Genomic DNA, 25290 nt, shown 5'->3' with positions numbered 1-25290 from the left:
GCCGGGCATGAAGCTCGGCCGTCTCAATCACGTGGGCGTGGCGACGCCCGATATCGAGGCCGCCATCGCCTTCTGGCGCGACACGATGGGTGCCACCGCTATCTCCGACCCCTTCGACATGCCGACACAGGGCGTGCGGGTGTGCTTCGTCGATACGCCGAACGCCAATGGACTCTGGGGCACCCAGATCGAGCTGATCGCCCCGCTGGACGAAAGCTCACCGCTGACCGGCTTCCTCGAACGCAACCCGCTCGGCGGGCAGCATCATGTCGCCTTCGAAGTGCCAAGCATCGAGACCGCCCGCACCGATTTCGAAGCCGCAGGCAAGCGCATCCTCGGCCCGACGCGGATCGGGGCGCACGGCACGCCGGTGTTCTTCGTCCACCCGAAGGACATGAACGGCATGCTCACCGAGATCATGGAAACGCCAAGTCATGGCTGACCGCAAGGACTGGCAGGACAAGGCGGCCAAGGAACTCAAGGGCCGCGATGCCGCCTGGCATGTGCCCGAGGGTTTCACCGTCCAGCCGCTCTATACCGCCGAGGACTTGCCGCCCGATCCAGGCCTCCCCGGCTTCGCACCGTTCACTCGCGGCCCCTACGCGAGCATGTACACCGGCCGCCCCTGGACCCTCCGCCAGTACGCCGGGTTCTCGACCGCCGAGGAATCGAACGCTTTCTACCGCCGCAATCTCGCCGCCGGGCAGAAGGGGCTTTCGGTCGCCTTCGACCTCGCCACCCACCGCGGCTACGACAGCGATCACCCGCGCGTGGTGGGCGACGTCGGCAAGGCGGGCGTGGCGATCGATACCGTGCGTGACATGGAGATCCTGTTCGACGGCATCCCGCTCGACCAGATGTCGGTCTCCATGACCATGAACGGCGCGGTGCTGCCGGTGCTGGCGTTCTACATCGTCGCGGCGGAGCGCCAGGGCGTCGCGCAGGACCAGCTTTCGGGGACCATCCAGAACGACATCCTTAAGGAGTTCATGGTCCGCAACACCTACATCTACCCGCCCGAACCGAGCATGCGGATCGTCTCCGACATTATCGCCTATTGCTCGGCGAACATGCCGAAGTTCAACAGCATCTCGATTTCCGGCTATCACATGCACGAGGCCGGGGCGACGGCGGTGCAGGAGCTGGCTTTCACCATCGCCGACGGCAAGGAGTACGTGCGGCGCGCCATCGCCGCCGGGCTGAGCATCGACGCCTTCGCGCCCCGGCTGTCGTTCTTTTTCGGGATCGGCATGAACTTCTTCATGGAAGTCGCCAAGCTACGGGCCGCGCGAACCTTGTGGTTCAAGGTGATGGACGGCCTTGGGGCGAAGGACGAACGCTCAAAGGTCCTGCGCACCCATTGCCAGACCAGCGGCGTGAGCCTGCAGGAGCAGGATCCCTACAACAACGTCATCCGCACCACGGTGGAGGCGCTGGCGGCTGTCCTTGGCGGGACGCAGAGCCTGCACACCAATGCGCTCGACGAGGCGCTGGCCCTGCCGACCGACTTCTCCGCCCGCATCGCCCGCAACACCCAACTGGTTCTCGCCGAGGAGACCGGCGTGACACGGGTGATCGATCCGCTCGGCGGCTCCTATTACGTCGAGGCCCTGACCGCGAAGCTGGTCGAGGAAGCCGAAGCGCTGATGACCGAGGTCGACGGCCTTGGCGGCATGACGGCAGCCGTGGCGAGCGGCATGCCCAAGCGGCTGATCGAAGAAGCGGCGGCCGCCCGGCAAGCGCGTGTCGACCGCGGCGAGGACGCCGTGATCGGGGTCAACCGCTACCCCCTCGACGAACATGCGCGGATCGACACGCTCGAGGTCGACAACCACAAAGTGCGCGACGGGCAGATCGCGCGGATCGGGCGCGTGCGGTCCGGGCGCGACGAGGCGCGCTTAAAATCCGCGTTGGAAGCGCTGACCAAAGGCGCTGAATCTAACGACAATCTCCTCGCCCTCGCGGTCGAAGCAGCCCGCGCCGACGCCACTTTAGGCGAAATCTCAAGCTCCCTTGAGGTTGTCTTCGGACGCTACGGAACGACCCCAGAACCGGTTGCGGGAGTGTACTCGCAGTCCTACGCCGGCGATGCCCGCTACGCCCAGGTCGTGGCGGGCGTCGAGGCCGTCACCCGCCGCCTTGGACGGCCTCCTCGCCTGCTCGTCGCCAAGATGGGTCAGGACGGTCACGACCGCGGTGCCAACGTCATCGCCAGCGCCTTTGCCGACATGGGTTTCCATGTGATCCCCGGCCCGCTTTTCCAGACACCGGGCGAAGCGGCCAATCTCGCCATCGCCGAGGAGGTCGACGCCGTCGGCGCCTCAAGCCTGGCAGGCGGACACAAGACTTTGATCCCCGAACTGGTCCAGGCGCTCAAGGCCGCCGACAAGGCCGACATCAAGGTCGTCGCCGGAGGGGTGATCCCACCGCAGGACTATCAGTTCCTGCGTGACGCGGGCGTGCAGGGAATCTACGGCCCTGGCTCGAACGTGGTCGAATGCGCGGCGGACTTGCTGCGCTTGCTCGGCCACAACATGCCGCCTGCGGGCGAAGGATTGGAAGAGGCTGCGGAATGAGCACTATGAAGTCCCCCTCCCGCTTGCGTGAGGGGTTAGGGGTGGGCCAGAGCGCAGCACCCGGACAGACCCACCCCCAACCCCTCCCGCAAGCGGGAGGGGAGATCGTTGGCGCCCTCCCGCAAGCGGGAGGGGAGATCCGCACCGACTGGACCCGCGAAGAGATCGCCACCCTTTTCGCCCTGCCCTTCACCGAGCTCGTTTTCCGCGCCGCCGAGGTCCACCGCGCCCATCACCGCGCGGGTGAGGTGCAGCTTTGCACGCTGCTCAGCATCAAGACAGGCGGATGCCCGGAGGATTGCGGCTATTGCTCGCAGTCGACCTCCGCCGACAGCGGGGTGAAGGCGACCAAGTTGCTCGACGTGCAGGAAGTGCTCCAGCGCGCGGCACAGGCGAAGGACGCGGGCAGCCAGCGCTTCTGCATGGGCGCCGCCTGGCGCAACCCCAAGGACCGTGACATGCCGGCGATCGTCGAGATCGTGAAAGGCGTGCGGGCGATGGGGCTGGAGACCTGCATGACCCTCGGCATGCTGACCCCCCAGCAGGCCGGACAGCTCGCCGAGGCGGGCCTCGACTACTACAACCACAATATCGACAGCAGCCCCGAATACTACGAACGCGTCATCACCACCCGCACGATGGGCGACCGCCTGGAGACTCTGGCCAATGTCCGAGCGGCGGGGATCAACGTCTGCTCGGGCGGCATCGTCGGCATGGGGGAGACGCGCGAGGACCGCGTCGGCTTCATCCACACCCTCGCCACCCTGCCGCAGCATCCCGAAAGCGTACCGGTCAACGCGCTGGTGCCGGTCAAGGGAACGGTGCTCGGCGACATGCTGGCCGACACCCCGCTCGCCAAGATCGATGACATCGAGTTCGTCCGCACCGTGGCGGCCGCGCGGATCACCATGCCGCTTTCGATGGTACGCCTTTCCGCCGGGCGCGAGGCAATGAGCGAGGCCACGCAGGCGCTATGCTTCCTCGCGGGCGCGAATTCGATCTTCACCGGCGACAAGCTGCTCACCGCGCCCAACGCGGGCGACGATGCGGACGGGGCTCTTTTCGCGAAGCTGGGCCTGGTGCCACTCGCGGGTGAAGAGCCGATGCGGGCTTGCGCGAGGGTCGAGGCGGCGGAGTGATCGCGGCACTGCTCCTGCTTCTTACCCAACCGGACGCGAGCGCCGCGGCGGATAGCGAAGCGCTCGATGACTGCGCCGACCCACAAGCCCAGCAGGACATGAACCGCTGCGCCTATCAGGACTTTCAAAGCGCCGACGCCGCGCTCAACGAGGAATGGGCCACTACCGTCGCCGCGATGAAGGCCGCCGACGCCGAGATCGACCGCGAGCACGACCAGCAGCCCGGCCACTACGAAACTCTGCTCGAAGGCCAGCGCGCCTGGCTCAAATACCGCGACGCGCAGTGCCTGATGGAGAGCTTCGAAGCGCGCGGCGGTTCGATGCAGCCGATGCTCGAAAACTTCTGCAAGACTTATATGACCGAGCTGCGCATCCAGCAGCTGCGGCTGATGACGGCGGGGCCGGAATAACCGATGTTCTCCAAGATCCTCATCGCCAATCGTGGAGAAATCGCCTGCCGGGTGATCCGCACCGCGCGGCGTATGGGGATCGCGACAGTGGCGGTCTATTCGGACGCTGACGCGCGCAGCCCGCATGTGAAGATGGCCGACGAGGCGGTTCATATCGGCCCCTCGCCGGCCGCGGAAAGCTACCTGCGCGCCGACAAGATCGTCGAAGCCTGCAAAGCCACTGGCGCCCAGGCCGTACACCCGGGCTACGGGTTCCTCTCCGAACGGGCGAGCTTCGTCGAAGCGCTTGAGGCGGAGGGTATCGCTTTCATCGGCCCGCCCGCTTCTGCCATCGCGGCAATGGGCGACAAGATCGAGAGCAAGAAGCTGGCGCTCACCGCCGGGGTCAATGTGGTGCCCGGCTTCGTGGGCGAGATCACCGACACCGGGCACGCAGTAAGCATCGCCGCCGAGATCGGTTACCCCGTGATGATGAAGGCCAGCGCCGGGGGCGGTGGTAAGGGAATGCGGCTTGCGTGGTCCGAACAGGATGTGCGCGAAGGCTTCGAAAGCGTGCGACGCGAAGGCCTCAACTCCTTCGGCGACGACCGGGTGTTCATCGAGAAGTTCATCGAGGACCCGCGCCACATCGAAATCCAGCTGCTCGGGGACAAGCACGGCAACCTTGTCTACCTCAACGAGCGCGAATGCTCGATCCAGCGGCGGCACCAGAAGGTGGTCGAGGAAGCGCCCAGCCCCTTCGTAACGCCGGACATGCGAGCGCGGATGGGCGAGCAAGCCATCGCCCTCGCGCAGGCCGTCGGGTATTTTTCCGCCGGTACCGTCGAGCTGATCGTCAGCGGCGCCGATCCGACGGGCGAGAGCTTCTACTTCCTTGAGATGAACACACGCCTCCAGGTGGAGCATCCGGTGACCGAAGCGGTGACCGGGATCGATCTTGTGGAGCAGATGATCCGCGTCGCCGCCGGTGAGCGTCTTCCGTTCAGACAGGAAGACATCGGCCTCAACGGTTGGGCGATCGAGACGCGCGTCTATGCCGAGGATCCCTATCGCGGTTTCCTGCCGAGTATCGGGCGACTGGTGCGCTACAAGTCCCCCTCCCGTTGGCGGGAGGGGTTAGGAGTGGGCCAGAGCGCTAGCTCCACACTCACCCACCCCCAGCCCCTTCCGCAAACGGGAGGGGAGTATATCCGCGTCGATGACGGCGTGGCCGAGGGCGGCGAGGTTTCGATCTTCTACGATCCGATGATCGCCAAGCTCATCACCTGGGCCGGAACGCGCGAGGCGGCGGCGGACCTGCAAGTCGAAGCGCTCGACGACTTCGAGATCGAAGGCCCCGGCCACAACATCGATTTCCTCAGCGCATTGATGCAGCACCCGCGCTTCCGCGCGGGCGACCTCACGACCGGCTTCATCGCCGAGGAATATCCGGACGGTTTCCACGGCGCCCCGGCCGACGAGGAGCGGCGGCGGCTGATCGCCGCCATCGCGGCAGGCAACAGCTTCAGCCGCATGGGGCTGGCCCGCCGAACCTCCGGCCAGATAAACGGCCCCCCTCCGGTCCCCTGCGACTGGACCGTGCGGATCGAGGGGCACGACTACGAGGTCGCCCTGGGCGATGGCCACGCGATGGTCGACCAGCATCGCATCGAGGGCACTTGCGACTGGATGCCCGGCATGCGCACCGCAACCGCCACCGGGCAAGGCGTCCGCCTGGGCCTCAAGGTCGCGCGCGAGGGTTTGGACTGGATCATCACCACGCACGGGCGGCGCCACCGCGCCCGCGCGCTGCCGGCCCGTCTTGCCCCGCTCGCGGCGCTCATGAAGGAAAAGGTCCCGCCCGACCTCTCGCGCCTGCTGCTGAGCCCGATGCCGGGCCTGCTGGTCAGGCTTCACGTGGCGCAGGGTGACAAGGTCGTGACGGGGCAGCCGCTCGCCACGGTCGAGGCGATGAAGATGGAGAATATCCTGCGCGCGCAGAGAAATGGCACCGTCAAGGCCATCGCCGCCGAAGTCGGCATTAGCCTCGCCACCGACGCGGTCATCCTCGAACTGGAGTGACGATGGACTACGCCGAGTACGAACGGGTCTTCAACACTGGCGACGACGAGTTGCTGGTCGAGCGGTTCTTCTGTGACGACGTGAAGTTCTCCGCCGGGTCGGGCGATCGCTCGGGCAAGGACGGATTGCTCGCCTTTCTCCGCTGGGCACACGACGGCGTGCGCGAGGTGATGCGGCCGCAAAGCTGGGTGCTGCAGGGCGACCATCTATTCGCCGAAGTCGACATGGATTTTCACGCGAGCAAGGAGCGGCCGGACTTCCCATTCGGCCACCTGCATCCGGGCGACACGGTGACGGTGAAGTTCCTCGTCCACTACACTCTGCGCGACGGCAAGGTTGCGGCGCTCAAGTCCATGACCTGGCCGCCCGGCAAAGGAGTGACCACCCTGCCCCTTCTCGGCCCACACCCCAGCCAGATGGCCGCCTACGGGGCTTATACCTCCGCCTTCTCGAACGGCGATCCCGAGAGGTACACGCGGTTCTACACCGCTGATGTCGAGTTGCTGCTGGGCTCGGTGCCGCCAATGAAGGGCAAGCAGGCGATCGCCGCTTTCTACACCGCGATGTTCCAGCGCGTGCGCGAGAGCCTGACGGTGCACTCGATCACGGCCACCGAGCAGGAGATCGTCAGCGACACCACCAGCCGCTTCACCGCCATTGCCGATGCGCCGGACTTCGTCGTGGGGCCGCTTAGCAAGGGCGACTACATCGAGGTGCGGGTGATCGTGACCTACACCTTGCGCGATGGCCTGATCGAGCGGATCGCGGTCCAGCGCGCGGGGGAGCCTGTCACGGTGCGGGCCTAGGTCGAAGGACCCGCGCGACCTTTGCCAGACCCTCCACCGTATCCACGTCGAGTAAGGCTCCGGGAGGCGCCTCCCACAGAGAAGCACCGGTGAGCAGCGGTCCCGCACCGCGGTCTCCTGAGAGTGCCATGGCTTGCGCGATCAACGTCCGGTCGAGCAATGCAGGGACGCCGGGCCGCCCGTCATCCTGCCTAGTGGCAGCGGGCGCCGGGGCCGAGGCCAGGCCGCGCAGAAAATCCGGGTCAATCAACGGCATGTCGGCCAGCAGGACGAGCAACGCCTCGTCCCCAGCCTCGAACGCGGCGCGCGCGGCCAGCGCCAGCGAGGAACCGAGCCCGGCTTCCGGCTCGCGATTGACCAGCGCCCGCCAACCCGCGGCAAAGCTAACGCCTTCCGGCCCGGTGACGATCAGGCCCGGCTCGAGCCCGGCCTGCTCCACCGCTTCGATCACCCATCGGCCCAGCGGCTTCCCGGCGCAATCGGTCTCAAGCTTGCCGCCGCCGAACCGCCTGCCGCGACCTGCCGCCAGCACCGCGACCAGCGGCCTAGCCATGCGGGTGAAGTGCCTCGTATTCACCGACGACCCCAGCAAGCACGGATAGGGCCAGCACTCCTGGTTCGCGGCTGTGTGTAATCACGCCCACCGGGCTGCGGATACGGCCGCGCTGCTCGGCCGGCACCCCGGTCGTGGCCAGCCGCTCCAGACGCGTCCGGCGAGCCTCGAAACCGCCCTGGGCGCCAATGTAGAACGCGGGCGTACCGAGGGCCCATTCGAGGATCGCCTGCTCCCACTCATGGTCGTGAAACAGCAGGACCGCGGCCGTCCAGGCGTCGGCTGACAGGCCCGCCGGGCGCCGTCCGAGCGACAGGGCGTCCTTGCCGTGGGCCGACACCTCGATGCCCGCCGCGTCCGCCAGAGACACCAGCGCCTCCAATTCCGGCCCCTCTCCGAACAACTGCAAGCGCAGCGCCGGAATATAGCGCCGGGTGTGCAAGTCACTCGTCATGACCGGCAATTCGAGCGAGGCCGATTGCCGATCGTCCAACAGCGCGATCGCCGCCCTGCAAGCCTCGCGATCGGGCTCCGGATCGATCAGCACGTCGAGCCCGCTTCCGCACGGCAAGCGGAAGTCGATCAGTTCCGACCCGCTCCCAAACCGCTTGACCACCGGTCCGCTCGCTTGGGCAACCTCGCTCGATAACTGCCGTTCGAGGCAGCCATCGGCGAGGCTGCCGGTGATCCTGCCGTCGGGATGCACCGCCAGTTGCGCGCCCAGTCGACGCGAGAAGCTGCCCTCGATACCGACGATCGTGCACAGCCCGACCCCCGGCTCGCAAGCGGCACGCAAGGCCGCGCGGTCGTCAGCCCAGGCGGGTGTACGATCCGCGCGCGCGAGCATCAGCTTTGCGTGGAACCGGCGGCGATAGTGACCGTGCACTGGAAGCTCGCCGGATCGTTCGGGTCGCCCTGCCCCTTGTACTGGGCGAAGGCGGGCCAGGCGCAGAGCGGCCGGGTCATCGGCTCGCGCGGCGGGCCGGCAGGAGCGCCCGGAGGGCCGCCAGCCGCTGTCGGGCGCGTCGCGATGATCTGGTTCGGCGCCTTGCCCGACGTCGCCCACTCGTCAATCACGCCGAGGGTGTCGAAGTCGCTCGGCCCCTCGCCGCCCGAGCAGTGATCCATGCCCGGCGCCATGAACAAGCGGAACTGGTTGCTCGCCTGCTCTGAGGTGAGTGTGGGGCGGAGCCGGTCGTAGAAACCGAGCGAGTTGGTCGCCGGAATCAGCCCGTCGCTCCAGCCGTGGCTCATCAGCAGCTTGCCGCCGCGCGCGAAAAAGGCCTTCAACCCGTCCGCCGGAACGTTGAGAATATCCGCCCCGTATTCGCGCGATCGCTGCATGTCCCGCTGATAGTCGAAGGTCTTCCAGTCCCATCCCTGCTGGTCGCCGAACACCAGCATCGAGAAGTAGGTCAACGCCACCGGGAACGGTTGCGGCCCCTGCGTCAAAGCACCGAGCTGCATCTCGCTGCCAGCGGGCCAGCCCGGCAATCCCGGAGGGCCGTGGTAGATCGCGCGCATGGTCTCCACTTGCGGCGCGGTCAGGCACTGGTCGTTGTCGGCACCGGTGCACTGGATCGTGGCGGGATCGAACTTGCAGGCATCGGGCCGTCCGATCACGCCATCTTCGAGCCCATCGAGCTTGTCGCACTGCGCAACGGCGGCGCGATGCACGGCGGCCATCTTGGGAACCGATACCTTTGCGCCAGGATCCCGATTGGGCTGCCAGCCCGCCCACATCGACTGGGTCATGAGGTCGGTCATGGGATTGGCCGGAGCCATCGCGCTGATCGCGTCGAAATCGTCCGGATAGCGGTGAGCCGCCATCAGGCCCTGGCGTCCGCCGGTCGAGCACGAGTTCCAGTACGAGAGCTTCGGTCCGCTGCCATAGAAGGTGGCGATCGACTTCTTGGCCGTGACCACCATCTGGTGCACCGCGCGATGACCGAAATCGACCAGCTTTTCGGGATGACCGATAGCCCAATCGGCGGTCATGCCGCTGCCGGTGTGCCCGGTGTCGGTCGTCGCCACGGCATAGCCGCGCTTGAGCGGGTCGGCGAGCTGCGAATAGCTGAGTTGCCCGGCCCAGATGCCGTTGCCGATGCCGACGAACTTGCCGTTCCAACCCTTTGCCGGCAGCCAGACTTCGACCTTGATGTCGGAATCGCTGGTCGGAGTGAGCGTCGCCTGTACGCGGCAGAACTGCGGCAGGTCGCGATAGGCGGCATTGGCCACGCCTGGCGGCAGGTTGCCCGGCAGGCCTGGCTGCTGGAATGCGCCCGGTGCGACCAGCTCGGCCGAAGTGACCTTGCCCCCGTCGAGCGCCATCTTGGCCAGGTCACCACAATCCGCCGCCGCGGCGGGTGCTGCGGCCGTCAGCGCAGCTACGGCGCCTCCGCTCAGCAATCCCCGCAACAGTCCCGTGCCCAAAAGCGTTCTCCGCATAGCCGATCCTCCCCTCATTCGGTTTTGGGGATCGTAATAGTCGGGTTTGCCGCGAAGGCCAGAAGCGCGTTTGTCGCAAAATGTCCGTGGGCTTGCTCCGCTCGCCATCTGGCCGCAAAGTCTGTCCCGAAGCCGGCGGTGACCGGAGACAGGGAGAGAGGGGATTTCCGAGATGATGAAACTCAAGCTGCTTGCAGGCGCCGCGGCCATGGCTCTGGCCTTGCCTGCCACCGCCCAGGCGCAGGATTGCGACCGGGCCTGCCTCATCGCCATGGCTGATAACTATGCCGCCGCTCTCGTGGCGCACGACCCGTCGAGGGCCCCGCTCGCCAGCAACGTCGTGACGGTCGAGAACATCAAGAAGATCGGCAGCGGCGAAGGCCTGTGGCGCACGGCGACCGGTGGGCCGACCGAATTTCAGATCCACGTGGCTGACCCGGTCTCGCAGCAGGTGGGCCTACTGGCGATGATGGAAGTCGAGGGCAAGCCGGCGCTTGTCGGCATCCGGCTCAAGCGCGAGGGCGGCAAGATCGTCGAGGCCGAACACATGGTCGCGGGCAACCTCAGCGAGGGGCAGCTTGCCAACTTGCGCACGCCACGTCCGGCGATCATGCGCCCCGTGTCCGAGGAATACGCGGATTCGCGCGGGCGGCTGATCCACATCGGCAAGAGCTATTACGACTCGCTCGACAACAACAACGGCAGCCTGACGCCCTTCTCCGACGACTGCGAGCGGCGCGAGAACGGCTTCCAGACCGCACGCAACCCGATGGTCCGCAACACACCCGGCGGCAACGGCCAGACCGACCCGGCCTTCGCCTACCTCGGTGGGCTTGGTTGCGAGGCGCAGATGGACACCAACATGTGGGAGTACATCGACACCATCGAAAACCGCCGGGTCGATATCGCCGATACGGAGACCGGCCTGGTCTGGGGCATGAGTCACTTCCACCACGACATGAAGGAAGAGCGCTATCGCCTGCTCGGCGTGCCGGGCACCGAGTACCGGGTCATCCGGGCCTCGACCGGGGCAGGCTTCGATATGCCGGCGATCCACATCTACAAGATCTGGGGCGGCCAGATGCACGAGATCGAGGCGATAGGGATCGTCACGCCCTACATGTCGCCGACCGGTTGGGAGAAGTGAGTTAGCTCCCCTCCCGCTTGCGGGAAGGCTGGGGGTGGGCTTGTCAGGCCAAGCGCCGCCTCACCCTACACTCACCCACCCCTACCCCTCCCGCAAGCGGGAGGGGGCTTCCAGTCCTCCGCGAGACAAGCTCGGGGAGGAACTGGTTACGCAAACAGCTTGGTATCGATCGGCAGGCTGCGCACCCGCTTGCCGGTCAGCTTGAACAGCGCGTTTGTCAGTGCCGGGATTACCGGCGGCAGGGCGGGTTCGCCCATGCCGGTCGGCGCGTTGTCGGTGATGACGAACTCTGTGTGGATCTTCGGCGTGATCGGCATGCGCGGTAACTGGTAGTCGTGGAAGTTCGACTGCTTGGCGCCGCCATTTTCGATCTGGACCGCAAGGCCCATCGCCTGGCCGATGCCATCGATGATCGAACCTTCGACCTGGTTGAGCGCGCCGAACGGGTTGATGATGTGGCTGCCCACGTCGCCTGCGGCCCAGACGTTGTGCACCTGGACTTGCTTGCGATCGGACAGGCTCGCTTCGACCACTTCGGCGAAGTAGCCCATGTGGCTGAAGTAGAAGCCGAAGCCGAGCGCATGGCCATCGGCCACGGGCTTGCCCCAGTTGGCCATCGCCATCGCCTTCGTGATGACGCCGCGCATGCGGTCCGGGTTGAAGCCCGGCGACACGCCCATGAAGCCGCGCTCGTCGGGTTCCTTCTCGCGTCCGTCGATCATCTCGAGCAGCAGGGTCGGCAAGTCCTTCCCGGTCTCGACCGCAACCTCGTCAAGGAAGCTCTGCATGACATAGGCCAGTGCGTTCGACGACGGGGCGCGCAGCGCGCCCATCGGCACCCGCGTTTCCATCTGCGTCTGCGCGTAGCGGAGGTTCGGCACATACTTGGCCGGGAAGATGTCCGGCGCCATCGCTGCCGGGTTGTAGGCCCCGGCGCCGGGCAGCGAGAAGGTGACGAAGTGGTCGTCGAACCCGGTGAGCTTGCCGTCGGCGTCGATGGCCGCACGCAGGCGGTGCCAACCGGCGGGGCGATAGAAGTCGCTGCGGACGTCGTCCTCGCGGCTCCAGATAAGCTGGACCGGAGTGCCCGGCACCTTCTGCGCGATGGCCGCGGCCTGATGCATGAAGTCGTTGGTCAGCCGCCGGCCGAAACCGCCACCCATGCGGGTGATATGCAGCCTGACCTTGTCCGGCGTGATCCCGAGCATCTGCGCCACCGAGCCCTGCCCAGCCTGCGGGTTCTGCGTCGGCGCCCAGAACTCGATCGCGCCGTCATCGTGCATCAGCGCGGTGCAGTTCTGCGGCTCCATCGGCACGTGGGCCAGGAACGGATAGAAATACTCCTGGTCGAGCACCTTGGCCGCCGAAGCGAACGCCGCGTCGACATCGCCATGCGAGACGATCGGTTCCTGCGGCTTGCCCGAAGCCATCGCCGCGCGGGCGGTTTCGTCATAGCGCTGGCTCGAATGGTCACCCCACGGGCCGTTGTCCCACTCGATGGTGAGCTTCTCGCGCGCCTTGTTGGCGAGCCACCAGTTGTTCGACAGGATTGCGACACCGTCGACGAGCTGCTCGGCATTGCCGTTGCCCTCGATCACGAAGGCATCGATCACGCCCGGTTCGGCCTTCACCGCATCGAGGTTGGCCGACTTGAGCTTGGCCCCGAACACATGCGAGCGTTCGAACGCGGCATAGACCATGCCGGGAAGCTGGGTATCGACGCCGAAGATCGGCTCGCCCTTCACAACCCGCGGCGAATCGACGCCGCCGATGGCGCGGCCGATGATGTGGAATGCCTTCGGGTCCTTGAGCGTGACCGTGGCAGGGTCCGGCGGCGACAGCTTGGCTGCGTCGCTGGCGAGTTCGCCATAAGTGGCGGAGCGGCCCGACGACACCTCGATGACCTTGCCGAGTTCGGTCTTGAGGCCCTTGGCATCGACGCCCCAGCGCTGCGCGGCGGCGGCCAGCATCATCTGGCGCGTGGCGGCGCCGACCTGGCGCATCGGCATCCAGTTCATCGGCGTCGCAAAGCTGCCCCCGGCGAGCTGCGGGCCGAACCTGGCCGCATCGCTTTCGGCCTGGGTGACGCGCACCTGGTTCCAGTCGGCATCGAGCTCATCGGCGATCAGCATCGGCAGCATGGTCTTGATACCCTGGCCGATCTCGGGATTCTTGCCCACGATGGTGATCGTGTTGTCCGGTGCGATCGAGACGAAGGCGTTGAGCGTCGCCTCGGCGGGTCCGCCCGCGGCCGCCGTCGCCGCGCGGGCGACCATCGGGATCGAGGCGGTCAGCACCAGGCCACCGCCCGCCAGGGCGCTGGCTTTCAGCAGCGTGCGGCGTGAAAGGGTCGCTTGCTCAGACATTGGCCGTCCCCTTTTCCGCGACCACGGCAATCGCATCGCGAATGCGGGTGTAGCAGGCGCAGCGGCAGATGTTGCCGGCCATCGCGGAGTCGATCTGGCTGGCGCTGGGCTTCGGATTGCGGGCGAGAAGCGCGCTGGCGTTCATCAGCTGGCCGGCCTGGCAATACCCGCACTGCATCACGTCTTCTTCGAGCCAGGCCTGTTGCAGCGCGCGGCCGATCTCGGTCTTCTCCAGCGCCTCGATCGTCGTGACCTTGCTGTCCGCACCGATCGAGCCGACCGGGAGCGAGCAAGAACGTTGCGCCACGCCGTCGACGTGGACGGTGCAGGCACCGCACAGCGCCTTGCCGCAACCGAACTTGGTGCCGACCATGCCGAGCTCGTTACGCAGTGCCCAAAGCAGCGGCATGTCTTCCGGAACGTCCAGCTCGCGGACCTCGCCGTTGATGTTGACCCTGTAGGTCATCGAAAAATCTCCCCAAATCGCCGCGTCCCACCAGTACGCTGGACAAAGTCAATCGCTTGTAGCTCAGGACAATTGTTCGGGAAAGCTTGCTCTCTAAGAGAGTGCATTGCTTGACAAGCGGCCCGGGTATCCGGAAGCCATGCATCATGACGAAAGTCACACAGGCTACAACCGTCCTCGCTTCGGATCCCGAAGGCTCGAGTTTCGAGATTTATCGCCATGGCGGTACCACGCGTGAGATCCGCTTGACGGTACATCTTGTGCTGGCGGCGCGGCGGTGGCGCTCGTTGCTGGACGAACAGTTGCGCCTGATCGGCCAGAGCTCCGCCCGCATGGAAGCGCTGGCCGCGATCATCAATTCGCCCTCGCTCAGCGCGCAGGTCGATATCGCCAAGCGCCTGCGGATCGAAGGTCCGACGATGACGCGGATGCTCGACACGCTGGAGAAGGACGGGTTGGTCGAGCGCCTGCCCGACCCGAGCGATCGCCGCAGCAAGTTGCTGCGCCTCACGCACCAGGGCGAGGCGGCGCTGAAGGATATCTTCGAAATCGCCGACACCTTGCGCACGCGGCTGCTCGAAGGCCTGCCTGCCGACAAGGTCGACGAGCTCGATGGATTTCTCGAGCTCTTGATAGGTCGCTTGGACGCCGGGTTACCCTCGCAGGCTGGCTAAGCAATCCTCCCCATCGCTATGCGACAGGGAGGATTTTCTTACTCGCTCCGCCCCCAGTCCTCGTTCGCCCGGGCGATCAGATAATTGTGGATCGCTTCGACATCCTCCTTCTTCAAGAGGTCGGCGAAGCTCGCCATCCCCTTGTCGAGGTAGAGCCCCTCCAGGACGATCTGGTTGAACTTGCTGTGAGTGTCGGCTGTCATGTGCCGCAGGTCCTTGACCCCGCCTATGGCGTTCTGGCCGTGACACACGGCGCAAGTCTGGGCGAACAACTGGGCTCCCGCCTGAATCTGCGCTTCGGACGCCCGCAATGGCGGCGGAGGAGGCACGGCTGCCGTAGCGGCCAAAGGCGGAAGCTGCTTCGTCCCGCCGAGCTTGAACACCAGGAGCCGAGCCTTGGCACGAGGCAGCTCCGTGCCCGATGACTGTTCGATCTGAGCGGCTCCGCCGCCCCAGCCCGCGTTCACCGCCACGTATTGCTCGCCGTCGAGCATGTAGGTGATGCCGCCCGCCACCGGAGCACTCTGGGTCGGGAACTCCCATAGCGTCTTCCCGGTCCGCGCATCGAACGCGGCGAAAGTTTGCTTGGTCGTGCCTTCGAAAACCAGGTCGCTGGCCGTCACGAACACACCGCCGTTGCCATGGCGCGGCAGCTCAACTTGCCAGGCGGCCTGCTGCTTGACCGGATCCCAGGCGGTCAGCCAGGCCTTTTCGATCTTGTTGGCCTCCTCCATCAGCTTCATCCGCTGCTGCAGCACCGGGCCGGAGAACCCGCCCCAGCCGCTGTTCGAGCGCATCGGCTGCGGCTTCCAGTCGGGCTGGAGCGCGTAGACGAAGCCCGACTGGTAGGACGGGAAGTACGCGAGCCCCGTCCGCGGACTATAGGCCATCGGGAACCAGTTATGCGCCCCGCCCGGCCCCGGCATCACCAGCTTGGGGTCAAAGCCGTAGCGCACTGCTTCATTCACGATCGGCCGGCCCTTGTCGTCGAAGCCGGCGTTCCAGTTCTGGATCACATGCGCGGCGGCGCTGATGAACTCGCCCGTCTTGCGGTCGAGCACGTAGAAGAAGCCGTTCTTCGGCGCCTGCATCAACACCTTGCGCGGCTTGCCGTCGATCTGGAGATCGGCGCTGATGATCGAGGCGGTGCAGGTCCAGTCCCACTCCTCCCCCGGGTTCATCTGGTAGTGCCAGGCGTACTCGCCGGTATCGGCCTTGAGCGCCACGATCGAACAGACGAACAGATTGTCGCCCTTGTTCTCCGACCGGTAGAAACGCGCATGCGGCGTCGAGTTGCCAGTGCCGACATAGACCAGGTTGAGCTCGGGGTCGTAGGCGATCGAATCCCATGGGTTGGCCCCGCCGCCAAGCTCCCAGTACTTGTTGCCGAACCAGGTCTCGCGCACCCAGCTCATCACGCCGTCCGACGCCTCTCCGTCCGGCCCGTTGGCCGGATTCCCGGGGGTGAGGAAGAACTTCCACTTCTTTGCCCCGGTTTCGATGTCGTAGGCCGCCACGAATCCGCGCACGCCGAAGTCGCCCCCGGACTGGCCGACAACGACCTTGTCACCGAACACGCGCGGCGCGCCCGTGATCGAATAGGGGAACTCCTTGCCGAAGGTCTGCGTGGTCCAGATCGGCTTGCCGCTGGTCTTGTCGAGCGCGATCAGGCGGCCATCGAGTGTAGCGATGATGACCTTGTTGCCGGACATGGCGAGTCCGCGCGAAACGGGTTCGCAGCAGGCATAGCGGGCCATCTCGCGCGGCACTTGCGGATCGTAAGTCCACAGCCGCTCGCCGGTCTTGGCGTCGTAGGCGATGGTCACGTTGAACGGCAGGATGTTGTAGAGCACCCCGTCCGAATAGATCGGTGTCGCCTCGACCCCGCGGTAGGTGTCGAGATCGTCGTACCAGGCGAGCCCGAGCTTGCTCACGTTCGAAGCGTCGATTTGCGTCAGCGGGCTGTAGCGCTGCGCCGAATAGTCGCGCCCATCGCTCGGCCACTCCCCGGCCTCGGGCGCCGCGAGCGGATCGCTAGCTGCCGCGGTGCTGGCGAAGGTTAGCGAAGCCAGGGAAGCAAGCGCCGCCAGGGCGCCGAGCCAGGCGGCGGGACGATGTCTCAACGGGGTCATGTCAATCTTTCGGAGGTTCGGCGATCGGTTGCGTGCCGTCTGCAAGACGGCCGACCGTGAGCGATTGCTGCTGTTCAGGAGTTCCCGGCGGACGGTGATAGGCCCCGACCTGACCGGTGTCGGGGACCATCGCATGGCCCGTCACCGGGTTCGGATAGTGGAAGGGCACGATGTAGTAGGCCGGATAGGTCAGGTAGACCGTCGAGGGTGGCAGGTCCGGCGGCGGATCGAACTTGTCGGGCCAGGTGTTGTTGAGGGCGTTTTTGCCCCAGCCTTCCCAGTTGGTGTACATCGTGAAGGGCCCGCTGAGGCGGCTGATCCGCCACACGCCGTCCTCGCCCTTCTTGTACTCGTTCTCATAGAGCGGGAGGCCCCAGCCCGCGTTGCTCATCACATAGGCGCGTGAGCGGACCCAGCCGGTCTTGCCGTCGGCCGAGATGTCGGGAATCGGCTGGAACTGCATGTGATTGGCCAGCACGCCTTCCTTCGCGCCGTCCGGACCGAAGGCGGTCTGCATGTATTCGAGCACGCGGTGCTTGCCGAGGAACAGGCCCTTGCCGCCGATCTCCAGCGTGGCGTCGTCGGTGAACAGCTCGCTGAGCTGGGTCCACTGGCCCTTGTCGACGAAGTAGCCGTAGGCCTTCTGCAACCGCTCGATGGCGTTCATGTCTTCCAGCCGCGCGATGCGCGCGTCGAGCTGGTCGAGCTTGTCCTCCGTCGACTGGGCGAGAGCGGGGGCGGCGACCGCGCAAAGCAGGGCGGCAGCCAGGGTCAGCTTCAGAGTCATGGGCGCCCCACCACGTTGTCGGCCGGTTGCTTGATGTCCTTCAGTGACTGGCCGGTCACCGGATGAACGTAGCTGAACGGCGGTATGTAGGCCGAAGGGAAGGTCCGATAGACTTCGGTCGGTGGCCTGTCCGGCGGGAACAGCGCGCTCGGTCCGTCCATCCGCAGGGCGGAGCGCATGAAGCCGAGGTCGTAATCGGTCAGCGCGACGGGATAGAAATGCAGCTTGGAAATCTTCCACGTGCCGCGGTCCTTGACGTACTCGTTTTCGTAAATCCCCACGCCCCACACACCATTGGCGCCAGGCTCGGCGAGCTGAATCATCCCCTGCCAGCGCGCCGTCGCGGTCTTCCCATCCGGCGCGACCGAAATGATCGACTGAAGCTGCATGTGGTTGTTGAGCCGCCCCTGCGCGAGCCCTTCCGGGCCGAACAAGAGCAGCGCGCGACGGATGCGGTCCTGCCCGAGGTAGACCCCGCGCTGGCCGTATTCGAAGCTGCCGTTTGCGGAGAAAAGGTCGGCGACCTCGTTCCACAGGCCCTTGTCGAAGTAGTAGCCGTAGTACGCCTGAAGGTTTTCGATGGCGTCCTGGTCTTCCAGCCGTTCGACGCGTTCACGGTAGGAGGCGAGGCGGGATTCGACCGACTGGGCCTGCGCGCTCACCGGCACGACAGCGGCGCAGAGCGAGAGGGCGGCGGCGCTGGCCAAGGTCAAAGCGCGCATTACCGGACCTCCCTTACTGCGCGGCCCGTCACCGGGTTCGGCGCCTGGAAGGGTGGACGCTGAACGTCCGGGAACGAGGCTAGCGTCGCCGTCGGTCCGCGATCGGGCGGGAACGCCTTCGAGGCTTCGCTCTGCGCCACGCCTTCCCCCTGCCGCAGCCGAGCCCAGCCCTTTTCATAGGGCGCGACGAAGTTGACGTAGAGGTGCATGGACTTGATTTTCCACACCCCGTCTTCCTTGACGTAGGTGTTCTCGTAAATCCCGTCACGCCATTCGGCGTGCTTCTTGTACTGACCGGTCATGCCAAGGTCGCGCCAGCGCGCCGTGGCACTGCGGCCATCAGCGCCCATGTCGACAGCGGGCTGCAAGGTCACCCACTCGTTGAGCTGGCCATAGATCAGGCCCTGCTGGCCGCCGTGCAGCCGCTCGAGGTATTCGCCGATGCGCGCCTTGCCCGCGTAGACGCCGTCGACACCGATCTCGATCGTGCCGTCCTCGGTGAACAGATCTGCCGCCTCGCCCCACAAGCCCCGGTCGACGTAGTAGCCGAAAGCGCGCTGCAGCTTCTTGATGGCGCGCGTGCCTTCGAGCTTTTCCACCCGCTGCGTCAGCGCGGCGATCTCGCTATCGGGGTCGGCCGCTTGCGCGGGCGCCGCCAGCATGAGGACCGCGCACAGCGGTATCGGCCACAGGCCCTTTAGCCGCACGGTGTGCATCCCTCTTCCTCCCCGTTCACCCACTTGTTTGCGCTCATCATAGGCGGCGCGTCCGAGGTGAAAAGCCACAAACGACCAGAGCGCAACAACTTTGAGGAGGTGAATACCGATGGGCGCGTAAGATTCCCGGCTCTGAGACCACTAATCCTTGATCGAGGGTATGCTGCTTGTCGGCAACGGTGGGCCACTGGTCGATTGCGACAAAATCCGACTGGTTCTTGCTTCTGCTGATGTGTATTAATACAGCAAGACAGGTTGATGGGGGCATTGGCTGTGACGATTGGCGCGGTGAGCGAACCCACGAGGGGAGTGCATCAAATTCGCCGTAGCCCTTTGGGCCCGCGTCGCTGCATAAACCGCTTGATGAGTGAGCGCTCACTCACTATCCTTCCGAGCATGAACCGCGCTTCGCCCCTTCCAGCTGCCGAACGGCGCGCCGCAATCGTAGCGGTGACGGAGCGACTGCTGATCGCCAAGGGTGGGGCTGTCAGTACCCGGGAAATCGCCGAGGCTGCGGGAATTGCGGAAGGCACGATCTTTCGGGTCTTCCCGACTAAGGACGCGATCATCGACGCGATCTTCGCGGACGCCTTCGACCAGGAGGCGGCGCGCGCGGAACTGGCGGGGATCGATTGCGGTGGCGACCTCGAATCATGCCTCGTCCAACTCGTCACTTCGCTGCAAAGGCGGATCAAGCGGGTCCTCGCGCTCATTGCCGCCGTCGGATTCCATCAGCCAGAGGGGACCGACAAGGAAAAGTTCCAGGAACAACGCAAGCTCGGGTACGAAGCCGTCGCCGCGCTGCTCCGGCCCCATGCGGATCGGCTGCGGATCGCCCCAGAGGACGCCGCCCGGCATCTCCACGGGCTGGTTCTGGCGATGACACACCCGATGCTCACCGACCGGCCCATTGGCGATCCGGCGGCGATCGTGGACATTGCGCTCAACGGCATCGGCCGGCGGCCATCAGAACCGGAAACCAGAGGATCATGACCCGCTTGTCTCGAAGCTCTTTCCGTCTCCGTCCGCGCAGGACTGCCGCTTTGCTGACGGTGGCGATGAGTTCGCTGGCCCTCGCCAGCTGCGCCCGGCCGGACATCGCTTCGCCCGAGGCTGGCATTTCTGTGCCACAAAACTGGGTCGAGACCGAGCACGGCCAGGCCTCGCTCGACCTCTCGCAATATTGGCAGCTTCTCGACGATCCGCTCCTGACCCAGTTCGTCGAGGCGGCCGTCGCCAACAACCTCGACCTCGCACAGAGCGCGGCACGGCTTGAACAAGCTCGCGCGCAGTTAGCAGGCTCGCGATCCAGCTACTTCCCCTACGTTTCGGCAAGCGGATCGGGGCGGCGTAATTTCAACGACGGCTTGCCCGACGCGAGCGCTTACTCGATCGGGGCGGACGCTTCGTGGGAGATTGACCTGTTCGGTCGCATCGGCGCTGACGTGGCCGCGTCCGAGGCAGACCTCGCGGCTGCGGGTTACTCGCTCGCCGATCTCGAGCGCCTGATCACCGGCCAAGTTGCCCTCGCGACCATCTCGGCGCGAGCGACGGCAATGCAGCTCGCGATCGCGCGCGACAGCCTTCAATCGCAGGATGACAACCTGCAAATCGCCCGCTGGCGGGCCCAGGCGGGGCTCGTCTCTACGCTCGATGTCGAACAAGCCCGGAGCCAGCGAGCCGCAACGGCAGCCAGCATCCCGCAACTTGAAAGCAGCCTCGCCGCGACGGCCAACGCTATCTCGACCCTTATCGGTGAACCGCCGGGCCGGGTTCTGCAGTTGCTCGTGGACTCCGACTTCGTCCCTGTCCCGCCCGATTTGGCGGGTTTCGAGGCACCGGCCGAGGTCCTGCGCCGCCGGCCCGACGTGCGCCAGGCGGAGGCCAATCTGGTCGCCAGCACCGCCCGCATCGAAGGCGCCAAGGCGCAACTCTATCCGCTGATCCAGCTCGGCGGCACGATATCGTCTTCGGCCATCGGCTTCGGCAACTTGTTCGATTTGGTTTCGGGAGGCCTGTTCGGTTCGGTCAGCCAGTTGATCTTCGACGGCGGCCGCACCCAGTCGCAGATCGACAGTTCCAAAGCCGCCGCGGAAGGCTCGCTCGCAGCCTGGCGGCTGTCGATCCTCGGCGCGCTGGAGGACGTGGAGAGTTCGGCCGTCGATCTCGAGAAGTCGCGCGAACGGGTGGTGATCTTCGGGGAAGCCGTGGACGCCGCAAACAATTCGGCCATCCTCGCCCGCAGCCAGTACCAGGCCGGCCTGACCGATTTTCAGAACTTGCTAACTTCTGAGCTACAGCTACGCACCGCCCGCAACGCGGAAGTCGCTTCGCAGGCCGAGCGGGCGAGCGCTTTCGTGCGCCTGACCCAGGCGCTCGGCGGTGGCTGGTCGCCCAGGGAATATCCGCTGCCCGTCAGTGACAGGATCCAATGATGACCGAAATGACCGCAAATCCGACGGCCGGGGCCACGATGTCAGTGGACGAATTCCTCGGAACGACCGAACGCCCCCGTTGGCGTCGTTGGGCCAAGTTCTGGATCCCAGGCGTGATCGTGCTGCTGGTGGCGCTCTACTTCGTCAACCGCGACGAGAAGAAGCCCGAGTATATCACCGAGAAAGTTGTCGAACGCTCCCTCGACATCGAGGTGACGGCAACTGGTAACCTGCGCCCCACCAACCAGGTTGAGGTCGGCTCCGAAGTCTCGGGCCGCATCGACCGGGTCTACGTCGACGTGAACGACCGCGTGTCGCGCGGCCAGGTCCTGGCGCAGATCAATACCGACGTGATCGAGGACCAGATCAAGCAGAGCCAGGCCAATCTCCAGGCCTCGCGCGCCCAGGTCGCCCAGGCCCGCGCGACGCTTGACGTCGATAGCGCCCAGCTGGCGCGCCTGCAGGACGTCTATCGCCTGTCGGACGGCAAGGTCCCCTCGAAGACCGAGATGGAAGCTGCCGAGGCCAATGTCGCCCGCAGCAAGGCCTCGCTCAATTCCGCGCAGGCCAATGTCACCTCGGCCCAGGCGCAGCTTTCTTCGAGCCTGACCAACCGCGACCGGGCGCTGATCCGCTCTCCCGTCTCGGGCGTGGTCCTGGCCCGCCAGGTCGAACCCGGTCAGACCGTGGCGGCCAGCTTCAACACGCCGACCCTGTTCGTCCTCGCCGAAGACCTGTCGCAAATGCAGCTGCGCGTCTCGGTCGACGAAGCGGACGTCGGTGAAGTGAAGCAGGGCCAGAAGGCCACCTTCACCGTCGACGCCTATCCCGGCCGCCAATTCCCGGCGACGGTCGAACGCGTGAACCTGGCGTCGAACAACACCGCGCAGTCCAGCCAGCAACAGCAGCAGGGCCAGCAAGGCAATGCCGTCATCAGCTACGAAGCACGGCTCACGGTCGACAACGCCAACGGCCTCCTGCGCCCGGGCATGACGGCCACGGCCAACATCGCCACCCAGCAGACCGGCAAGCGCATGCTCGTTCCCAACGGCGCCCTGCGGTTCGAGCCCCCGAAGGCAGAGGCCACCGGCGGCGTCCAGCTCAACAACGGCGACGACTTCGGCCTCGAACGCGAGGAAGAGCGCGCCACGATCGGCCGCGGCAGCCGCCAGACCGTGCACATCCTGCAGGCCGATGGCACGCTCAAACCGATCGAGGTCGTCACCGGCCAGAGCGACGGCCGCTTCACGGTCGTCACCTCGAACGAGCTGAAGCCCGGCATGACGGTCGTGACCTCGCTCAAGGCGGACAAGAAGTGACGGGACAGGCGATCATCGAACTGAAGGGGATAACCAAGACCTTCGGCCAAGGGATCGCTGCGTTCCAGGCCCTGAAAGGGGTCGACCTGACCATCGAGCGCGGCGATTTCGTCGCGGTCATGGGACCCTCGGGCTCGGGCAAGTCCACCACGATGAATATCCTCGGCTGCCTGGACTCGCCGACTTCGGGGGTGTTCAAGTTCCTGGGGACCGAGGTGCAGTCGCTGACCAATGACCAGCGCTCACTCCTGCGCCGCAGGTACCTCGGGTTCGTGTTCCAGGGCTTCAACCTGCTCGCCCGTACCAGCGCGCTCGAAAACGTCGAGCTGCCGCTGCTCTATCGCGGTGAGCGCAAGGAACAACGGCGCGAGGCCGCGATGCGTGCGCTCGACCGCGTCGGCCTGGGGCCCTGGGCCGACCACACTCCGGCCGAGCTTTCCGGCGGCCAGCAGCAGCGCGTTGCCATCGCCCGCGCGCTGGTAACCGATCCCGAAGTGCTGCTGGCGGACGAGCCGACCGGCAACCTCGACTCCGAACGCTCAATCGAAATCATGGAATTCCTCACCGAACTCAACGCCACGGGCATCACCATCCTGATGGTCACTCACGAGGCCGAGATGGCGGCTTATGCAAAGACCGTTGTCCACTTCAAGGACGGGCTGGTCGAGCGGATCGAGGCCAACCACCGCCAGGGTGCGCCGGTGGAGGCGAACTGATGTTCGGCACCACGCTTCTCCTCGCGTTCCGCGAGATCCGCCGCCACATCCTGCGCAGCTTCCTGACGACGCTCGGCATCATCATCGGCGTGGGCGCGGTTATCACTATGGTGACCCTGGGCAAGGGCGTCACTGCCGACATCGAAGAGCAGATCAGCTCGCTCGGTTCCAACGTGTTCTTCGTCTTCCCGATCCAGACCGACCGCGGCCAGATCCGTCCGTTCGACGAGCGCGACGTGCAGGCCGTGCGCGAACAGGTGGCGGGGGTGAACTTCGTCGCGGGTCAGGTCGAACGCAATGTCTCCGCGATCCACAACGGCCAGGACTGGCAGACCAAGGTCGAGGGCGTCGGCAACGAGTTCCTCGACGCGCGCGGGATCGAGATCGAGGAAGGCCGCCGCTTCACTGCCGCCGAGCAAACTGCGGGCGCTAACGTCTGCATCATCGGCCCGACCGTGCGCGACGAAATCTTCCTCGCCAACCAGAGCCCCGTCGGCGAGCGCATGCGCCTTAACGACGTGTCCTGCCAAGTGATCGGGGTCTTCGCCACGCGCGGCAGTGTCGGCGGCGGTGGGGATGACGACAACTCGATCTTCATGCCGCTGACCAACGTGCAGCGCCGTTTCACCGGCGATGACAACATCGGCTACATGGTCGTCGCCTACGACGCCTCCTACGACAGCAAGACGATGATCAACGCCATCGTCAAGCTGATGCGCGAGCGCCGGGTGCTGCTGGAAGGACAGCAGAACGACTTCGATATCGTCGATACGGCGCAGATCAACGAGACGGTTGCCGCCACAGTCGGCACGATGACAGTCATGGTCGCCGCGATCGCCGCAATCAGCCTGATCGTAGGCGGCGTCGGGATCATGAACATCATGCTCGTGTCGGTGACCGAGCGAACGCGGGAGATCGGCATCCGCCTCGCCATCGGTGCGCTGGCGCGAGAAGTGCAGTTGCAGTTCCTGACCGAAGCGGTCGTGCTGTGCTGCTTCGGCGGGATCGTCGGCATTCTGCTAGGCTTCGCGCTCTCGTTCGGTCTCTCGACCGCGCTGGGCATCGCCTACGTATTCGACCCGTTCATCAACGTTCTCAGCTTCGTGATCTCGGCCCTGATCGGAATCATCTTCGGCTACTTCCCGGCGCGAAGGGCCTCGAAGCTCGATCCGATCGAGGCGCTGCGGCACGAATGACCGGCCTCATCCAATCGATGTAACGGCATGTAACGAAGGAATTACGGTAATTAACTCCCCTCTCGACAGGGGAGGCCTACAAGGACAGGCGCGGGTTGAGCTGTCACGCCGTCAACTCCGCGGCGTGAAGATCTTCCATACCTCGCGCCACGTCCGGACTGCCTCCCCAAGACGGCCGGACGTGGCGCTTCCTTTTCCCCACACGATGGCCTAGTGCGCCGCCCGTGCAATCCCTGCGATCCTTCCTGCATACGCGTTGGTGGCTGGCCCTGCTCCTGCTGGCAGCCGCGCTCGCGCCGCGTTGGGCGATCCCACAGGGTTACATGGTCGATACCGGCAAGACGCTGACGGTGTCGATCTGCTCGCCCACCGGACATTCGGCCGCGACGGTCGAGATTCCGATCAAGGGCAAGCAGGACAAGAAGGCCGGCGACACCGCTCCTTCTTGCGCCTTCGGCACACTCGGCCAAGGCATGCTCGGCGGCGCGGACCCGATCCTGCTCGCCACCGCGCTTGCCTTCCTGATCGCGCTGGGCTTCGCGCCTTACCATGCGGCGCTGCTGAGCCAGCCGGCCGGTATCCGGCCCCCTTCGAGAGCGCCACCCCGCACCGCCTGATCCT

At 65.7% G+C, this 25290-nt stretch carries 23 protein-coding genes; 14 read left to right on the top strand and 9 right to left on the bottom strand.

The window, feature by feature from the left end; genetic code table 11:
• The first annotated feature begins 7 nt into the window (after nt 1-7).
• Genes mce through KK137_RS01820 form a run of 6 tightly spaced genes read left to right on the top strand, consistent with a single transcriptional unit; the run spans nt 8 to nt 6992 of the window.
• Nucleotides 8-442, top strand: coding sequence for a methylmalonyl-CoA epimerase (gene mce / locus KK137_RS01845; protein WP_214534351.1), 435 nt, complete (start codon nt 8-10; stop codon nt 440-442).
• The gene (gene scpA / locus KK137_RS01840) at nt 435-2576 is read left to right on the top strand and encodes a methylmalonyl-CoA mutase (protein ID WP_214534350.1); all 2142 of its coding nucleotides are present in this window, start codon (nt 435-437) and stop codon (nt 2574-2576) included. Before mce ends, scpA begins: the two co-directional genes overlap by 8 nt.
• Complete coding sequence (gene bioB / locus KK137_RS01835) at nt 2573-3715, top strand: biotin synthase BioB (protein ID WP_250893547.1); 1143 nt, start codon at nt 2573-2575, stop codon at nt 3713-3715. The genes scpA and bioB overlap by 4 nt, the downstream gene beginning before the upstream one ends.
• The gene (locus KK137_RS01830; RefSeq protein ID WP_214534349.1) at nt 3712-4125 is read left to right on the top strand and encodes a lysozyme inhibitor LprI family protein; all 414 of its coding nucleotides are present in this window, start codon (nt 3712-3714) and stop codon (nt 4123-4125) included. The genes bioB and KK137_RS01830 overlap by 4 nt, the downstream gene beginning before the upstream one ends.
• Before the next feature lie 3 nt (nt 4126-4128).
• Nucleotides 4129-6186: an acetyl-CoA carboxylase biotin carboxylase subunit gene (locus KK137_RS01825; protein ID WP_214534348.1), complete on the top strand. Its 2058-nt coding sequence runs from the start codon at nt 4129-4131 to the stop codon at nt 6184-6186.
• Between the two features lie 2 nt (nt 6187-6188).
• Nucleotides 6189-6992: a nuclear transport factor 2 family protein gene (locus KK137_RS01820; protein ID WP_214534347.1), complete on the top strand. Its 804-nt coding sequence runs from the start codon at nt 6189-6191 to the stop codon at nt 6990-6992.
• Here the strand turns inward: KK137_RS01820 and KK137_RS01815 are convergent.
• The 3 genes from KK137_RS01815 to KK137_RS01805 are packed head-to-tail and all read right to left on the bottom strand — an operon-like array spanning nt 6976 to nt 9993.
• Nucleotides 6976-7545: a nucleotidyltransferase family protein gene (locus KK137_RS01815; protein WP_214534346.1), complete on the bottom strand. Its 570-nt coding sequence runs from the start codon at nt 7543-7545 to the stop codon at nt 6976-6978. The genes KK137_RS01820 and KK137_RS01815 overlap by 17 nt on opposite strands.
• Complete coding sequence (locus KK137_RS01810; protein WP_214534345.1) at nt 7538-8392, bottom strand: XdhC family protein; 855 nt, start codon at nt 8390-8392, stop codon at nt 7538-7540. Before KK137_RS01810 ends, KK137_RS01815 begins: the two co-directional genes overlap by 8 nt.
• Entirely contained in the window at nt 8392-9993 is a 1602-nt protein-coding gene (locus KK137_RS01805; protein WP_214534344.1) for a tannase/feruloyl esterase family alpha/beta hydrolase, read from the bottom strand. The genes KK137_RS01810 and KK137_RS01805 overlap by 1 nt, the downstream gene beginning before the upstream one ends.
• Nucleotides 9994-10168: 175 nt before the next feature.
• Between KK137_RS01805 and KK137_RS01800 the strand changes: the two genes are divergently transcribed.
• Nucleotides 10169-11140 carry a DUF8021 domain-containing protein gene (locus KK137_RS01800; protein ID WP_214534343.1) on the top strand — a complete coding sequence of 324 codons (972 nt, stop codon included), beginning with the start codon at nt 10169-10171 and terminating at the stop codon, nt 11138-11140.
• Between the two features lie 146 nt (nt 11141-11286).
• On the opposite strand, the gene KK137_RS01795 is transcribed toward KK137_RS01800, so the two are convergent.
• Both KK137_RS01795 and KK137_RS01790 read right to left on the bottom strand, forming a co-directional pair.
• Nucleotides 11287-13506, bottom strand: a complete 2220-nt coding sequence (locus KK137_RS01795) for a xanthine dehydrogenase family protein molybdopterin-binding subunit (protein WP_214534342.1) — start codon at nt 13504-13506, stop codon at nt 11287-11289.
• On the bottom strand, nt 13499-13972 hold the full coding sequence (locus tag KK137_RS01790; RefSeq protein ID WP_214534341.1) for a (2Fe-2S)-binding protein: 474 nt from the start codon (nt 13970-13972) through the stop codon (nt 13499-13501). Before KK137_RS01790 ends, KK137_RS01795 begins: the two co-directional genes overlap by 8 nt.
• Nucleotides 13973-14118: 146 nt before the next feature.
• On the opposite strand from KK137_RS01790, the gene KK137_RS16720 reads away from it, so the two are divergent.
• The gene (locus KK137_RS16720; protein WP_275950671.1) at nt 14119-14646 is read left to right on the top strand and encodes a MarR family winged helix-turn-helix transcriptional regulator; all 528 of its coding nucleotides are present in this window, start codon (nt 14119-14121) and stop codon (nt 14644-14646) included.
• A gap of 38 nt (nt 14647-14684) precedes the next feature.
• Here KK137_RS16720 and KK137_RS01780 read toward each other — a convergent pair whose 3' ends face one another.
• Genes KK137_RS01780 through KK137_RS01765 form a run of 4 tightly spaced genes read right to left on the bottom strand, consistent with a single transcriptional unit; the run spans nt 14685 to nt 19003 of the window.
• Entirely contained in the window at nt 14685-16778 is a 2094-nt protein-coding gene (locus KK137_RS01780; RefSeq protein ID WP_214534340.1) for a PQQ-dependent dehydrogenase, methanol/ethanol family, read from the bottom strand.
• A 1-nt stretch (nt 16779) separates the two neighbouring features.
• Complete coding sequence (locus tag KK137_RS01775) at nt 16780-17565, bottom strand: nuclear transport factor 2 family protein (protein WP_214534339.1); 786 nt, start codon at nt 17563-17565, stop codon at nt 16780-16782.
• Complete coding sequence (locus KK137_RS01770) at nt 17562-18287, bottom strand: nuclear transport factor 2 family protein (protein WP_214534338.1); 726 nt, start codon at nt 18285-18287, stop codon at nt 17562-17564. The genes KK137_RS01775 and KK137_RS01770 overlap by 4 nt, the downstream gene beginning before the upstream one ends.
• On the bottom strand, nt 18287-19003 hold the full coding sequence (locus tag KK137_RS01765) for a nuclear transport factor 2 family protein (protein ID WP_214534337.1): 717 nt from the start codon (nt 19001-19003) through the stop codon (nt 18287-18289). The genes KK137_RS01770 and KK137_RS01765 overlap by 1 nt, the downstream gene beginning before the upstream one ends.
• Nucleotides 19004-19399: 396 nt before the next feature.
• Here KK137_RS01765 and KK137_RS01760 point away from each other — a divergent pair, with 396 nt between their 5' ends.
• From KK137_RS01760 to KK137_RS01735, 6 genes are all read left to right on the top strand, one after another.
• Nucleotides 19400-19996, top strand: coding sequence for a TetR/AcrR family transcriptional regulator (locus tag KK137_RS01760; RefSeq protein ID WP_214534336.1), 597 nt, complete (start codon nt 19400-19402; stop codon nt 19994-19996).
• A 65-nt stretch (nt 19997-20061) separates the two neighbouring features.
• Complete coding sequence (locus KK137_RS01755) at nt 20062-21438, top strand: efflux transporter outer membrane subunit (RefSeq protein WP_250893546.1); 1377 nt, start codon at nt 20062-20064, stop codon at nt 21436-21438.
• Complete coding sequence (locus KK137_RS01750) at nt 21438-22757, top strand: efflux RND transporter periplasmic adaptor subunit (RefSeq protein ID WP_250893545.1); 1320 nt, start codon at nt 21438-21440, stop codon at nt 22755-22757. Before KK137_RS01755 ends, KK137_RS01750 begins: the two co-directional genes overlap by 1 nt.
• Complete coding sequence (locus tag KK137_RS01745; protein WP_214534334.1) at nt 22754-23473, top strand: ABC transporter ATP-binding protein; 720 nt, start codon at nt 22754-22756, stop codon at nt 23471-23473. Before KK137_RS01750 ends, KK137_RS01745 begins: the two co-directional genes overlap by 4 nt.
• Nucleotides 23473-24669 (top strand): ABC transporter permease, encoded by a 1197-nt coding sequence (locus KK137_RS01740; RefSeq protein ID WP_214534333.1) that lies wholly within the window; start codon nt 23473-23475, stop codon nt 24667-24669. Before KK137_RS01745 ends, KK137_RS01740 begins: the two co-directional genes overlap by 1 nt.
• Nucleotides 24670-24893: 224 nt before the next feature.
• Complete coding sequence (locus KK137_RS01735) at nt 24894-25286, top strand: DUF2946 family protein (RefSeq protein WP_214534332.1); 393 nt, start codon at nt 24894-24896, stop codon at nt 25284-25286.
• The last annotated feature ends 4 nt before the right edge of the window (nt 25287-25290 follow it).

This window comes from Croceibacterium selenioxidans, from assembly GCF_018599195.1.
GTDB lineage: Bacteria > Pseudomonadota > Alphaproteobacteria > Sphingomonadales > Sphingomonadaceae > Croceibacterium_A > Croceibacterium_A selenioxidans.
Note: the sequence above shows the minus strand (reverse complement) of the source record. Positions and strands in the feature narration are given on the sequence as shown.